The following is a 15554-nucleotide window of genomic DNA, read 5'->3' as shown; positions in this document are numbered from 1 at the left end:
TAAATTAAGTGTTAAAGAATATGAAGACCCTTTTAAGGGTTCCAGGTAAGTAATAACGTCGCCACTTAAAGTGGCGGTAAAAGTGACAAATGCATTCAATTGGCTTTGATGAAATAAAAAGCCAGCGCCTTGAGACGCTGGCAAGTACATAGGGCTTATAGCCCATGAACAAACCACCCGTTTTACGGGCGGTTATGATTTTGACTATTTAACGTTTTTAGGTAAATGGTTTTACTTGTGAACGTATCAACTTGTAAAAGATTATATCAGTTGATAAGCAGAAGTTCACAAACCATGTCGTATTTAAGTGGCTCTAGTATTATTTCCGAATTTTTTTAAAAAATCTAAAAAATTCCGAACTATCAAATAACGTTATTGTATTACCTTTTGTCGCTTATGGCGTTAAATTATAAACAAGGGTTATCAAATATTATTACTTGATAATCAAAAGGCGTAATATATATGCGATTCGATATTTTTGGGGAACATCTTGGGGAAGATGTATATCGGATGAAAAGAAAGTTATTTCTTTCACATAGTGTTACGTTTTGAATCATCTTTTGAGGAACCAACTGCGGTTGGTAAGATATTTATAAGACTGAACTTCAGTCGGTGTTGGTGGATTCTGATTTCAGAATCTTTTTTTTTGCCCAAATTTACATATCCCATCCCATCGCGAAATGATATTTGATATACTTAGAAAGACGAGAAGGGCGAGTGAAATATGGAAGATATTCAAAAATTAATTGAAAAGCATCAGTATTTTGGACGGGCAGGAACGGCGTTGATTTATGCCACGCTAGTTTCAATTGCGGTTAATTTTTTTTGGACGCCGGGACATATTTATTCTTCCGGAGTAACCGGGGTGGCTCAATTAATTAATACCTTAACTGGTCGGTATGCACCATTTCAATTGAGCACTGCCTTAATGTTATTTATATTAAATGTGCCATTGTTTATTCTGGCTTGGATTAAAATAGGAAAACAGTTTACGTTTTTTACAATTTTATCAGTCGCCTTAGCAAGTATCATGATGAACACCCTACATCCAATTGTGATTACCCATGATCCATTAGTTTGTGCAATTTTTGGTGGAGCAATCAATGGCTTGGGAACTGGGCTGGCGTTAAGATATGGTCTGTCTACCGGGGGCTTAGATATTATCGGTCTCACTTTGCGAAAAAAGACTGGTGCCAAAATGGGGACGATTAACATGGCCTTTAATTTCTTCATTGTTGTCGCAGCCGGGTTTGTCTTTGGCTGGCCCTACGCGCTGTATTCTGCCTTAGGGCTAGTCGTGAATGCCTGGGTCATGGACATGGTCTATACGCGTCAACAATTGCTACAGATTTTAATTGTCACTGGACGACCAAAATCAGTCACTGACAGCATTCAAAATCATCTTCGTCGTGGGATTACGATTGTCCATCACGCAGAAGGTGCTTATAAACATGATGAAAAAGCATTATTAATCACCGTCATCTCAAGATATGAAATGTACGAATTACAAGAAGCTATGGAAGAATCCGACCCACACGCTTTCGTCTCCGTCACTGAAATCAAACAAGTAATGGGACACTTTTATGAACCGGAGCTATAATATAGTGCTTTTTTCACCGGGCAGCACACGAGGATTAACAAAGACAGCTATATTTCGAATTTTGAAATTAGCTGACAAAGTTAAACGTAGTGGGTTGGTGATAAAAGCCAGATTGAAAGATGCAGTGATACATCTCGTTCAGCTGAGCACTAATGAAGGCAGTATAATTTCGGTATGTGAAATTAACTGACAAGATTAGGCGAAGAGAGTTGAGATGTGGAGCGTGATTAAGCTCAGTGGGTTGGTGATAAAAGCCGGATTGAAAGATGCTGTGATACATCTCGTTCAGCTCATGAGCACTAATGAAGGCAGTGTAATTTCGGTATGTGAAATTAACTGACAAGATTAGGCGCACATCGGTTATCTTACCTAATTACAAATGATGTGTATTGCAGCAATATTTGGAATATACTTATTTATGTGGAAATAAACGAATTTATTTTATCTAAGTGGAGGAATATTATATGTTAATTGGATCTCATGTAGGATTTAAAGCACCAAAAATGTTATTAGGCTCAGCGGAAGAAGCAGTCAGTTATGGTTCTTCTACGTTTATGCTTTATACAGGTGCACCACAAAATACGCGTCGCAAACCTTTAGAAGAATTAAATATTGAAAATGGTACTGCGTATATTAAAGAACACAATTTAACTAATATCGTGGTTCATGCTCCATATATTGTTAACTTAGCTAATCCCACTAAGCCTGATAAATTTGCCTTTGGTGTTGAATTTTTGACGGAAGAAGTACGCCGTTCAGCTGCTCTAGGAGCGACAGAAATCACTTTGCATCCAGGTTCGCACGTAGGAGCTGGTGAAGAGGCTGGAATTGAATCGTTAGTAAAAGGGCTCAATGAGGTCCTAACGTCTAATGACGGCCCTCAAATTGCGATTGAAACGATGGCCGGTAAAGGAAACGAAGTCGGAATCACATTTGAACAAATTGCCAAAATGATTGATGGAATTACTTACAATGACAGGGTCGCGGTGACATTTGATACTTGTCACACGAGTGATGCTGGATATAACATCAAAGATGATTTTGATGGTGTGTTAAATGAATTTGATCATATTATTGGTGTCGATCGATTGAAGGTCTTGCATTTAAATGATTCAAAGAACCCACAAGGTAGTCATAAAGACCGTCATGCGAATATCGGTATGGGTCATATTGGCTTTGATGCTTTAAATCATATTGCACATCATCCACAATTAGAGAATGTACCCAAAATTTTAGAAACACCTTATGTTCCAGTAGACGATAAAAACAAGGTTGCACCTTATAAAGAAGAAATTGCGATGATTAAGGCGGGTCAGTTTAATGAAAAGTTCATAGATGAAATCGTTAACAACGCTAAATAATCAGAGATTGTCAAAAAAGATTGAAATATAATGCAATGTAATGTTGACTGATAATTTATATTTATGTATAATATTTTTGACGGTAAAACTGAAAAAGCAGTTTACAGTGTAATCTTAAGCTCGGAGGGAGGGAATTCATATGGCAAAAACAGTCGTTCGCAAGAATGAATCTCTTGATGACGCTCTTCGACGCTTCAAACGTACGGTTTCAAAAAACGGTACGCTACAAGAATATCGTAAACGTGAATTTTACGAAAAGCCTAGTGTTAAGCGTAAGTTGAAATCAGAAGCGGCACGGAAACGTAAGAACAAGAAGCGCTTCTAGTCGTTGATGCTCCTGAGTCGAATGTTATACATTCGGACGGGGGCATTTTCTTTTTGGAGAAATAAATTTATAATAGAATTAATCAAATATATTTGGAGGAATTTAACATGAGTTTATTAGAAACTTTACAATCAGATATGAAGACTGCTATGAAGGCTAAGGACAAAGATACCTTAAGTGTTGTTCGGATGCTTAAAGCTGCAGCTATGAACGAACAAATTAACGTTGGACATGACTTAACTGAAGAAGAAGAACTTTCTGTATTGTCACGTGAATTAAAGCAACGTAAAGATTCATTGGCTGAATTTGAAAAAGCTGATCGTGATGACTTAGTGGAACACACTAAGATGGAAATCGAAGTTGTTGAAAAATATATGCCAGCTCAATTGACTGATGAAGAAGTAAAGCAAATCATTGCTGACACAGTTAAAGAAGTTGGTGCTGACAGCAAAGCTGACTTTGGTAAAGTGATGGGTGCCGTAATGCCTAAACTTAAAGGCCAAGCAGATGGTAAGTTAGTTAATCAAACAGTTAAAGACTTATTAGCATAAAGTTGTTGATTTACATGAATTTGTGTTAATATTTTAGCTGATGTTAGTGGTGTGAACGCCACACTTTATCGTTTGATTACTTAAACTAACAGTTAGTATTTAAATTAAAACTGAGATATTTTTAATGTCTTGGTTGCACAATTAAAGGAGACGCTTGTTTGACTGAAGAATCTGCAAGTTACGAAAGAACATTTCATGTGAGTAATCCTGAAACGGAAGTCGGCCTGTTAGGCACACAAGATAAATTTGTGGCACTTCTAGAAGAGGGAATGGGTGTATCCATTAATCCATTTGGAGAAGATTTGAAAATCAGCGGTGATGAATTTGCCGTTGAAAAAACATTACAAATATTAAAAAAATTAACTGAATTGATTGGTCACGGTATTCGTCTTGGTAGTACAGATATCGTGAGCGCCATGAAAATGGCTGATCGCGGCACACTGGAATATTTCACGGATTTATATAATGAAGTGATTATCAAAGATCGCCAAGGTCGGTCTATTCGTGTGAAAAATTATGGTCAACGTCAATACATTAAAGCAATGCAAGAAAATGATGTGACCTTTGGAATTGGACCTGCCGGAACCGGTAAAACTTTCCTTGCGGTCGCCATGGCTGTTGCAGCGTTGAAAAAGGGCGATGTTGAAAAAATTATTTTGACTCGTCCCGCCGTTGAAGCTGGAGAGAGCTTAGGTTTTCTTCCTGGTGACTTAAAAGAAAAGGTTGATCCATACCTACGACCAATTTATGACGCGTTATATCAAATTTTAGGTGCTGACCACACGAATCGCTTAATGGATCGCGAAGTTATTGAAATCGCACCATTGGCATATATGCGTGGACGTACCCTAGATGGCGCATTTGTCATTTTGGATGAAGCACAAAATACCACTAATGCCCAAATGAAGATGTTTTTAACTCGTTTGGGATTTGGTTCTAAAATGGTAGTTAATGGTGATATTTCGCAAATTGATTTACCAAACGGTGCTCGCAGTGGGCTAGTGAGTGCACAACGTATTCTACAAAATATCAAACGAATTGAATTTGTCACGTTCAATGCTGATGATGTTGTCCGTCATCCTGTTGTTGCAAGTATTGTTAATGCGTACGACAAAGCCGATGAAGAAAAGCGAGCAAAATAATGGATTTAGAAATTTACAACCAAACCACTGGCAAAGGCGTTACAGATGATCAACTTAAGTTAGTTGAAAACATCTTGCAATACGCTGGTGAATACATTAAATTAAACGATAATACTGAAATGTCAGTCACGTTTGTCAATAATGACCGCATTCAAGAGATTAACAAAGAATATCGTGGTGTTGATAGGGCAACTGATGTGATTAGCTTTGCGATTGAAGATTCTTCCGAAGAAGATTTCCCAATTATTATCAGTGATGAAATGGAAGCAGAAATTCCTGACAATATTGGTGATATCTTTGTTTCGATTGATAAGGTTTCAGAACAGGCTAAATTTTTAGGACATTCAGATGATCGTGAGTTAGGCTTTCTTGTGGTTCATGGATTTTTACATTTAAATGGGTATGATCACCAAACTCAAGAAGATGAAGATGAAATGTTTACATTACAGAGGGATATTTTAGATGCATATGGACTCAAAAGATAAGCACCAGACAACTAAAAATAACCGACTAATTCAGGCGATGCGCCACGCAAGTGTGGGCGTATGGTCTGTTTTACGTCATGAACGAAACATGCGCATCCATATTGTTCTGGGCATTATTGCTGTTTTTCTAGGGATTTTATTGCAAATCAGTATCCTGGAATGGCTGTGGATTATTTTAGCAATTTTCTTTGTGATGATTAGTGAATTTGCTAATACAGTTGCTGAAGCACTAACAGATTTAATCGTTAAGAATAATTATGATCCAATTGCCAAACGTATCAAAGATGTCTCAGCCGGAAGCGTGTTAATGTCAGCTATTTTTGCTGTCATCGTTGGTGCACTAATCTTCCTACCCAAAATATTTTAGTAATTAACAAGAAAGAGTGAAAATTCATGGATAACCCCAATTTCAAATCAGGTTTTGTGGCCATTATTGGTCGTCCAAATGTTGGTAAGTCAACATTATTAAATCAAGTACTAGGCCAAAAAATCGCCATTATGAGTGATGTGGCCCAAACCACACGTAACAAGATTCAAGGTATTTACACCACCGACGAAGAACAGATTGTCTTCATTGACACCCCTGGGGTACATAAACCTCAAACTCAACTTGGTGATTTTATGGAAAAGTCTGCGATGTCAGCTTCAGATGAAGTTGATGCAGTCTTGTTTTTGGTGAATGCCGAAGAAAAACGTGGCGCAGGTGATAACTTCATCATCGATCGATTAAAAACCGTTAAGCAACCAGTTTTCTTGGTCATCAATAAGATTGATGCCATCCATCCTGATAAGTTGCTCCAAGTAATTGATCAATATAAAGATGCGCAAGTACATTGGCAAGAAGTTATTCCAATATCTGCCTTAAATGGAAATAATGTTGACGAACTACTTAACGAATTAACTAAATTATTACCTAACGGACCTCAATATTATCCAGAAGATCAAATGAGTGATCATCCGGAACGTTTTGTGGTCGCTGAATTAATTCGTGAAAAAATCTTTGAATTAACTCAAGAAGAAGTGCCACATTCTGTTGCGATTGATATTGAAAAGATTGAACGTGTCAATGATCAAAAGATTCAAATTCAAGCAACTATCATTGTGGAACGTCCTGGCCAAAAAGGTATCATTATTGGTAAGGGTGGTAAGATGATTAAAGATATCGGGATTCGTGCACGTAAAGATATCGAAGCATTGATGGGTGACCGCGTAAACCTCAAACTCTTTGTTAAAGTAGTTGAAGGCTGGCGTGACAAACCAACTATGCTTAAAGAATTTGGATATAAGAAAAAAGATTATTAAAACAGTGTGCGACAGCTAACGGGTGACCATGAGCATAGCGAAAAATATTGTATATACGATTTTTGTATGTACAATATTTAAGGCTAGGCGGAGTGGCCAGTTGGCTGGATCACAACTCAGACAAATAACTTAGGTATCGTTCAAAGGTGGTGGTTAACATGGCAACTAATCAGGAATTCAACGGGATTATCATGTACCGCCGTGATTATAAAGAACGAGATTTATTAGTTAAAATTCTCACTGATCAAATCGGCAAAACCATGTTCATGGTTAAAGATGCCAAAAAGCGAGGTTCACGCATTGGGCCTGCCGTGTTGCCAAATACTCATGGTCGATATGTTGGTACGTTAAATCAAACCGGGATGAGCTTTATCAATGCCGTGTTAGATGCCGAACAATACTTTAATATAGCGCAAGACATTTTTAAAAATGCTTATGCTACTTATATTTTGGCGTTACTAGATAGTGCTTATCAGGATAACCAACCACTGGGTCACTGGTTTGATACGATTTCAAACGCACTCACTTTAATAGATGAAGGTGATGACGAGCAAATCATTGCTAATATTGTTGAAGTGCAGTTGCTGGCGGCATTTGGTGTGCAACCAGAATGGCGATATTGTGCGATTTGTGGTCGTGATGATTTACCATTTGATTATTCGATGAAATACAATGGCTTAATTTGTCAGCAACATTTTCAGATGGATGAACACCGATTGCATGTTGATCAAAAAACCATCTTTTTCTTGCGACGCTTTTCCGTTATTAAGATGGAGCAAATTAATCATGTTAATGTCAGTGAAGAGACCAAAAAACATTTGCGCACGGTGATTGATCAAATTTATGATGAATCCGTCGGGTTGAAATTAAAAAGCAAAAAATTTATTGATGAAATGGGTTCCTGGAGTGACAAGTTAACCTTGAAGCCCCGGACAGATATTGACAAGAACGAGTGAGTCAACTATCATAATACTTATATAAATATTCAATGATGACGAAGAATAAATGGATAACAAGTAACAGCGATGCTGAGTAAGTGAAAGTCAGCAATGTCTATCCTCGGCACTTTATCAGTTGAAATGTAACTAAGCTGTTTTGCGTGAAGCAAAAAAGCAGGGTGGAACCGCGAATAAAATCGTCCCTGTAAAGACTATTTCTATACCTATAGTCTTTACAGGTTTTTTTGTTTGTAAAAATTAAAAATATGGCACAGAAGGGATTGGATGAAATGACAGAAAAATTAGCTGTACAAGATATCATCTTAAAATTACAAAATTATTGGGCAAGTCAAGGTTGTATGTTAATGCAAGCCTATGATACGGAAAAAGGGGCCGGGACTATGAGTCCTTATACTTTTTTACGTGCGATTGGACCTGAACCTTGGAACGCCGCTTACGTGGAACCATCACGTCGTCCAGCTGATGGTCGCTATGGTGACAATCCGAATCGTTTGTATCAACACCATCAATTTCAAGTAATTATGAAACCTTCTCCTGATAACATTCAAGAACTGTACTTAAATAGTTTACGGGAACTCGGAATTGAACCACTTGAACATGATATTCGGTTTGTTGAAGACAACTGGGAAAATCCTTCGATGGGTTGTGCTGGTGTTGGTTGGGAAGTTTGGCTTGATGGCATGGAAGTTACTCAATTTACTTATTTCCAAGTAGTTGGTGGCTTGACCATGGATCCCGTAGCTGCCGAAGTAACTTACGGACTAGAACGCCTTTCTCAATACATCCAAGACGTAAACAATGTGTTTGATCTAGAATGGGCCGATGGCGTGCTATATGGCGACATTTTCAAAGAGCCCGAATATGAACATTCTAAGTATTCCTTTGAAGAAAGTAACCAAGAAATGTTACTGAAATTCTTTGAAGAATATGAAAAGGAAGCTACTCGTTTAATTGCGGATGGATTAGTTCATCCTGCCTATGATTACGTTTTGAAATGTAGTCATGCCTTCAACTTACTTGATGCTCGAGGAGCTGTATCAGTGACGGAACGTGCCGGCTATTTAGCTCGAATTCGTAATATGGCTCGTTCAATTGCACGGGCATTTGTGGCCGAACGTAAGAAGTTAGGTTTCCCACTCATTAAAGATGAAGCGCAAAGACAAGCATTATTAGCAGATGAAGAGGAGGCAAAGTAAGATGTCACATACATTTTTATTAGAAATTGGCGTTGAAGAAATGCCTGCTCATGTAGTTAGCCCAAGTATCAAACAATTAGACAAACGCGTTCGTGATTACTTAAAAGAACAACGGATTAGTTTTGATGATATTCAAGAATTTGCCACACCGCGACGTATGGCACTGTTAATCAGTGGTTTAGCTGATAAGCAACCAGATATCGATGAAGAAGTTAAAGGCCCCGCTAAAAAAATCGCGCAAGATGCTGAAGGCAACTGGTCAAAAGCCGCTATCGGCTTCACACGTGGTCAAGGGGTTACAGTAGATGATATTACCTTTAAAGAACTTAAAGGTGTTGAATATGTCTATGTTGATAAGCATGTGGCCGGTCAATCTGTGAACGACATTTTAACGGGATTAAATGATGTCATTATGGCGATGAATTTCCCAACCATGATGAAATGGTCGACTCATAAATTTGAATTTGTTCGTCCTATCAAGTGGTTAGTTGCATTGTTAGATGATCAAGTAATTCCATTTTCAATTTTAGATGTAACCACAGGTCGGCAAACGTTTGGCCATCGTTTCTTAGGTGGCACGGTGGAATTATCAACAGCCACTGATTACGAAGCTGCTTTGGAAGACGAATATGTGATTGCGAACCAAGACAAACGTAAGGGATTGATTCGGGACCAAATTACGCAAATTGCTGACGAACATCAATGGGTTGTTGATATCGACGAAGACTTGCTAGAAGAAGTTAACAATCTCGTTGAATGGCCAACCGCCTTTAATGGTGGTTTTGATGAACAGTACTTAGTGTTACCTGATGAAGTCTTAATCACTTCAATGAAAGAACACCAACGCTTCTTCTATGCCCGTGACCAAGCTGGCAAGTTGTTGCCTGATTTCATTTCGGTTCGGAATGGAAATGCAGAACATCTGGCCAACGTGGCGCGAGGTAATGAACGAGTACTCACTGCCCGTTTGGAAGACGCTAAATTCTTCTATGAAGAAGACCAACAAGTTACAATTGAGCAATACGTGGAACGCTTGAAGAATGTCGCTTTCCATGACAAAATTGGCTCAATGTATGAAAAAATGCAACGTGTAACAGTCTTAGCTCAATTAATTGGGACTAAATTAGGCTTTACCGCTGCTGAACTGACTGATTTAAAGCGAGCCAGTGAAATTTACAAGTTTGATTTAACTACCGGGATGGTGGGCGAATTTGCTGAATTGCAAGGGGTCATGGGAGAAAAATACGCCTTATTAAATGGCGAAAATGCCGCCGTGGCACGAGCAGTTCGTGAACACTACATGCCAATTTCAGCTGAAGGCGCATTGCCTGATTCTAAAGTTGGCTCGGTATTGGCCTTGGCCGATAAACTCGAAAGTATCTTGAGCTTCTTCTCTGTAGGAATGATTCCAAGTGGTTCAAATGATCCATATGCCCTGAGACGTCAAGCTTATGGAATTGTGCGGATTGTGGCTGACAAGCAGTGGCACCTTGACTTATTGGACATTGAACCAGAGTTAGTCACTGCCATGACTGCAGCTGGGGTCAATCCAGCCTTTGACATGACTAAAGTGACTTCAGATGTGCACTCATTTATCTCTGAACGGATTCGCTTAGCATTAGATGGCAAGAAATATCGCCATGATATCGTCGAAACGGCCATTTCTGGTAAACAAAACGATATTGTTAACGTGATGGAAGCCGCCGCTACGTTGGATGCCCACAAAGATGATGCCAACTTTAAGGATTCAATTGAAGCCTTAACCCGGGTCTTGCGGATTGCTGATAAAAATGACGCTGATGCGAATTTAGCTGTGGATGCTGCTTTATTCCAAGCTCCATCTGAACAACAATTATTGGATCAAGTGACTGCCATTGAAACCAAGCCAGCTGAGACAATTGACGGCTTATATCAACAACTTGCAGGTCTTCAACCAACTATTGCGCAGTACTTTGAAGACAATATGATTATGGACAAAGATGAACAAGTTAAGAACAACCGTCTTCACCAATTAACACGGATTGCGCAGTTAACTGAAGAACTCGGTAACTTGAATGAACTAATCGTCAAATAAGTTCTGGGAACTTGACAAACATGTATGCCAAATGCTTCCTGATTGACAATTTTTGTATTTGCGTTAAGATATATATTGAATAATTATGTAGATTAGTAGTCGCGTTCCGATTGAACGCGGCTATTCGCAACTTTAAGGTAGAAATGAGGGGTTTGGATGGCAACCAGAATTCCTGAGGAAGTAATTGATCAAGTCCGTAGCTCCGTTAATATTGCGGATGTGATTGGTCAATACGTCCAATTGAAAAAGTCGGGCAAAAACCTATTTGGAGTTTGCCCGTTTCATGATGAAAAGACAGGTTCTTTTTCAGTCAATGAAGAAAAACAGATTTTTCATTGTTTCAGTTGTGGCCGTGGTGGGAATGTCTTCAAGTTCTTTATGGAACTGGAAAATATCTCCTTTCCAGAAGCGGTGATTAAAGTCGCAGAGGATGCTCATATTGATTTACCTAATGAGTATCAAACGAAAGAATATGTGTCTGAAAATTCACAAAATTCGTTGTCTGGACAACTAATCAATTTACACGAACAAGCAGCAAATTTGTATCATCATATTTTAAAAAATACTCAAGCCGGTCAGCAAGCATTGGAATACCTCCATCATCGGGGGATGAATGATGCGACGATTGATCAGTTTGGAATTGGCTTTGCGCCGGAGCAACGGTTACTCTATCCATTTTTTGATGAGAAAAAGGTAGATTATCAATTACTTCGTCAAACTGGATTATTCGCTGAGGACCAATCCGGACAGTTACATGACCGGTTCTTTGGTCGGGTGATGTTTCCAATTAAAAATCCGAATGGTAAAGTTATCGCCTTTTCGGGTCGGTTGTTAAGTACTGAAAACACGGACATGCCCAAATATTTGAATAGTCCGGAAACGGAGATCTTCAATAAACGGCGAACCTTGTTTAATTTTGATGTCGCCCGAAAAAGTGTACGTCAATCACGACGAATTATTTTGTTTGAAGGTTTTATGGATGTCATTGCGGCCACTCGTGCAGGTGTTACTTGTGGTGTGGCTTCCATGGGAACAAGTTTAACTGAAGAACAGATTAATATGATGGAACGAGTCACGTCCGAAATTGATGTCTGTTATGACGGGGATGATGCGGGGCAAAATGCCACGAACCGTGCTTTGTCGATTATTAGCGAGCAGAGTCAAAAGCTTAAGTTAAACGTGGTCAGTATGCCGGCCGGGATTGATCCGGATGAGTATATTCAAGAGTATGGTGAAGACAAATTAGCCGAGTGGCTTGATAATGCCAAGCAAACCCCAGTTGCCTTTCAAATGAATTATTTGAAGCGCAATTTGAATGTTGATAATGAAGTTGATCAACTAAGCTATCTGCATTCTATTTTGAAGGTGATTGCAAATGTGCCAGATTCACTCGAACAAGATGTGTATCTCAACCAACTTGTGACCCAATTTAACTTGGACAAACAGACCTTACAAGGCCAGTTACAAGAGATTCGCCGTCAGAATCAATCACAAAATACTGTTGAAGTTCGTCGAGATAATGTTCGACGAGAAGCACAACCTGTGATTCAACATGATGTTGAAATTCTGGATCAAACGAAGCGCGCAGAACGAATGTTGCTGAGATTGATGTTACATGACCATGATGTTTGGTATTATGTTAAAGGTAAAGAAAATTTCTATTTTGCTCATGAATCGTTTCAAACATTGTATCTACTCGCGCAAAGTTACTTTTCAATACATGACGTCTATGCCGCCAATGAATTCTTTGACTACATTGACGATGAGAAGCTACAACGTTTGATGATTGACTTAGAAGAAATTGAAGCCAATGACGAGGTTAGCATGGCAGCCGTTGATGATTATATCAATGTGATTGTCCAGAAGACACCGTTGAAGCAGTTGATTTCGGAAAAGAAAGCCCAATTAAAAGAAGCCACTAAATTTGGTAATAAAGATTTAGAAGAATCACTCACAATCGAAGTAATTAATTTAATGAGACAGCAACAAGAACAACTACAAAGTGGGGGAAAATAATTAATGGAAAAGAAAAAAGAAGAAAAAATTATTTCAAACTTGGAAGATTTCGATCAAAAGAAATATGACGCTGCAGTTGGTAAGTTAATCCGTGACTTTAAAAAAGACAAAGAAATCAAGTATGATGATTTAACTGACAAAATTGCGACACCTTTTGGCTTAGTTGAAGATGGTATGGAAAACTTAATTTCTAACATTGAAGATGCTGGAATTAGTGTTGTCGATGAAAATGGTGATCCAGATCTACGTGCCCTCAAGACCGAAAAAGAAATTTCAAGCAAAGAATTAAAAGACACTTCTGCACCAACTGGGATTAAGATTAATGATCCTGTCCGGATGTATTTGAAAGAAATCGGTCGTGTTAACTTGTTGAAAGCTGACGAAGAAGTTAAGTTAGCTGAACGAATTGAAGCCGGTGATGAAGAAGCTAAGCAAGAACTTGCTGAAGCTAACTTACGTTTGGTGGTTTCGATTGCTAAACGTTATGTTGGACGTGGGATGCAATTCCTTGATCTAATCCAAGAAGGTAACATGGGCTTGATGAAGGCCGTTGAAAAGTTTGATTACCGTAAAGGTTTCAAATTCTCAACTTATGCTACTTGGTGGATTCGTCAAGCGATTACGCGTGCGATTGCCGATCAAGCTCGAACAATTCGGATTCCAGTTCATATGGTGGAAACCATTAACAAATTAATTCGGATTCAACGTCAATTACTTCAAGATTTAGGTCGCGAACCTACACCTGAAGAAATTGGTGCCGAAATGGATATGCCAACTGAAAAAGTTCGTGAAATCTTGAAGATTGCTCAAGAACCAGTTTCATTGGAAACACCAATTGGTGAAGAGGACGATTCACATTTGGGTGATTTCATTGAAGATCAAGACGCTACCAGTCCAGCTGACCATGCGGCATATGAATTGCTAAAAGAACAACTTGAAAACGTGCTTGATACCTTGACTGATCGTGAAGAAAACGTGCTTCGTCTACGTTTCGGATTAGATGATGGTCGGACACGGACACTTGAAGAAGTGGGTAAAGTATTTGGTGTTACTCGTGAACGGATTCGTCAAATTGAAGCCAAAGCACTTCGTAAGCTTCGCCATCCATCACGTTCAAAACAATTAAAAGATTTCCTAGAATAATAACAACTTGTTATATACAACTAATCTAAAGAATGGTCCTCAAAGGATTATTCTTTTTATTTTTGCATTTATTTGTATAATACAACTAATTTTTTAATGGTATAATTTTAGAATTGACGAAAAGAAAGTGGTATAAAAATGGATGTATATTTGAAACAGGCAATCATGCACGTGATTGATCGTGGGTTCGGTGATCCTGTATTTTCACAGGTTAATTTGGACTTAACTAACATTAATATTCGCGAATATTTAGAGAAGAAAATTGAAAAGCTTGTATCGGCACAGTCGAAGACGGGGATGCTGGTTGCTGATTCAAAGATGGCACAACTCGTTAAAGGTGCGGCTGATAACTTTGAAGAAGTTAGTAAAGAGATAGCTGAACAATGGTTTAACATTTATAAACAAAGTGAAGATGCACCAAGTGCGGATGTCTTTGTAGTTTTGTATGAAGATGATGCTCAACCATACGTTGCGATGTTAAAGGTAGATTATCATCAAGGGTTCACACATCTGATTGGTGATCAAGATGGTAAATTATCAAATGAACTCATCATCCATCAGTCAATTTTATCTGGTAAAACAACAAAAGCAGATGAAGGATTCAGTGTAAATGTTGATGAGTTAACCTATCAGTTAATGGAGAAAAAGTATAGTTTTTCGGGTGACAAAATGGAGTATCTTTCAACCAAAGTGATTGAAAGTGCGCCAATTCCATCACTTGAGCAAAACGTCAAAACTGTGAAAAAAGTGGCAGAAAAAGTTGCTAAACAGTATGATGTACCGAAGTTTGAAGTTGTTAATCAAGTAAAAGAAGCGGTTCAAGAATCAATTGAACAAGAACAAGCAATTGATACGGGAGTCATTTCAAAACACATTTTTAAGGATAATATTTCTGCTCAAACCGAATTCAATGATAGTATCGCAGAAGAGGTAGAAGCCCCTAAGATGCCCGTTTCAAAAGCCGTGCAAGAAATTGCGACGAAGAAATATGGAAAACAAAAATTGAAACTTTCCAATGGTATTGAATTAACGGTGCCGTTAGATGTTTATCAAAATCCGGATTTGATTGAATTTCAAAACCATCCTGATGGTACAATTTCTGTGATGATCAAGAACGTGGAAAAAGTCATTAGTAAGTTATAAATAAGTGCTTAATGAGTCGGGTAGCCTCGGAGCATTTACGAAAAACAATTAATTGTTGGTGTTTTGTGACAACATTGATTTGTTTAAGTAAAGTGACGAGGTTGACGAGTTAAGCCGGATAGCAAAAGGTTTTTTGAGTCGATAAGCTTCCGAGCAATACTCAAAATCAGTTTAATGAATAAGTGGCTGGGAAAAAACTAACCAGCTATAGAAAAATCGACCAAGAATTCTATAATTAATAGAATTTTTGGTCGGTT

Annotated in this window: 14 protein-coding genes; all 14 read left to right on the top strand. The window is 38.4% G+C overall.

Features of this window, described 5'->3' with window-relative positions:
• Positions 1 to 724 precede the first annotated feature (724 nt).
• The 14 genes from FFM59_RS07815 (at position 725) to FFM59_RS07750 (ending at position 15297) form a co-directional block, all read left to right on the top strand.
• Entirely contained in the window at positions 725 to 1600 is an 876-nt protein-coding gene (locus FFM59_RS07815) for a YitT family protein (RefSeq protein WP_137602480.1), read from the top strand.
• Positions 1601 to 2064: 464 nt separating this feature from the next.
• Positions 2065 to 2961 carry a deoxyribonuclease IV gene (locus FFM59_RS07810; RefSeq protein WP_137602479.1) on the top strand — a complete coding sequence of 299 codons (897 nt, stop codon included), beginning with the start codon at positions 2065 to 2067 and terminating at the stop codon, positions 2959 to 2961.
• Between the two features lie 139 nt (positions 2962 to 3100).
• Positions 3101 to 3286: a 30S ribosomal protein S21 gene (gene rpsU / locus FFM59_RS07805; RefSeq protein WP_010622233.1), complete on the top strand. Its 186-nt coding sequence runs from the start codon at positions 3101 to 3103 to the stop codon at positions 3284 to 3286.
• A gap of 107 nt (positions 3287 to 3393) precedes the next feature.
• Entirely contained in the window at positions 3394 to 3837 is a 444-nt protein-coding gene (locus tag FFM59_RS07800) for a GatB/YqeY domain-containing protein (RefSeq protein ID WP_137602478.1), read from the top strand.
• Between the two features lie 158 nt (positions 3838 to 3995).
• Entirely contained in the window at positions 3996 to 4979 is a 984-nt protein-coding gene (locus tag FFM59_RS07795) for a PhoH family protein (RefSeq protein ID WP_137602477.1), read from the top strand.
• The gene (gene ybeY / locus FFM59_RS07790; RefSeq protein ID WP_137602476.1) at positions 4979 to 5464 is read left to right on the top strand and encodes an rRNA maturation RNase YbeY; all 486 of its coding nucleotides are present in this window, start codon (positions 4979 to 4981) and stop codon (positions 5462 to 5464) included. Before FFM59_RS07795 ends, ybeY begins: the two co-directional genes overlap by 1 nt.
• Positions 5442 to 5831 (top strand): diacylglycerol kinase family protein, encoded by a 390-nt coding sequence (locus FFM59_RS07785; RefSeq protein ID WP_371858091.1) that lies wholly within the window; start codon positions 5442 to 5444, stop codon positions 5829 to 5831. The genes ybeY and FFM59_RS07785 overlap by 23 nt, the downstream gene beginning before the upstream one ends.
• 26 nt (positions 5832 to 5857) lie before the next feature.
• Positions 5858 to 6766 (top strand): GTPase Era, encoded by a 909-nt coding sequence (gene era, locus FFM59_RS07780; protein ID WP_137602475.1) that lies wholly within the window; start codon positions 5858 to 5860, stop codon positions 6764 to 6766.
• A 158-nt stretch (positions 6767 to 6924) separates the two neighbouring features.
• Complete coding sequence (gene recO, locus FFM59_RS07775) at positions 6925 to 7722, top strand: DNA repair protein RecO (RefSeq protein ID WP_137602474.1); 798 nt, start codon at positions 6925 to 6927, stop codon at positions 7720 to 7722.
• Positions 7723 to 7994: 272 nt separating this feature from the next.
• A complete protein-coding gene (gene glyQ / locus FFM59_RS07770; RefSeq protein ID WP_137602473.1) occupies positions 7995 to 8921 on the top strand; it encodes a glycine--tRNA ligase subunit alpha in 927 nt (308 codons plus the stop codon).
• Position 8922: 1 nt separating this feature from the next.
• A complete protein-coding gene (glyS, locus tag FFM59_RS07765) occupies positions 8923 to 10995 on the top strand; it encodes a glycine--tRNA ligase subunit beta (RefSeq protein ID WP_137602472.1) in 2073 nt (690 codons plus the stop codon).
• A 156-nt stretch (positions 10996 to 11151) separates the two neighbouring features.
• Positions 11152 to 13011, top strand: coding sequence for a DNA primase (dnaG, locus tag FFM59_RS07760; protein ID WP_137602471.1), 1860 nt, complete (start codon positions 11152 to 11154; stop codon positions 13009 to 13011).
• Between the two features lie 3 nt (positions 13012 to 13014).
• Positions 13015 to 14154: an RNA polymerase sigma factor RpoD gene (gene rpoD / locus FFM59_RS07755; protein ID WP_137602470.1), complete on the top strand. Its 1140-nt coding sequence runs from the start codon at positions 13015 to 13017 to the stop codon at positions 14152 to 14154.
• Positions 14155 to 14292: 138 nt separating this feature from the next.
• Complete coding sequence (locus tag FFM59_RS07750; protein WP_137602469.1) at positions 14293 to 15297, top strand: nucleoid-associated protein; 1005 nt, start codon at positions 14293 to 14295, stop codon at positions 15295 to 15297.
• Positions 15298 to 15554: the final 257 nt, after the last annotated feature.

Origin of the sequence: Paucilactobacillus nenjiangensis (assembly GCF_005405445.1) — a bacterium.
Classification (GTDB): domain Bacteria; phylum Bacillota; class Bacilli; order Lactobacillales; family Lactobacillaceae; genus Paucilactobacillus; species Paucilactobacillus nenjiangensis.
The sequence above is the reverse complement of the archived record's forward strand: the minus strand, read 5'-3'. Positions and strand labels throughout refer to the sequence as shown.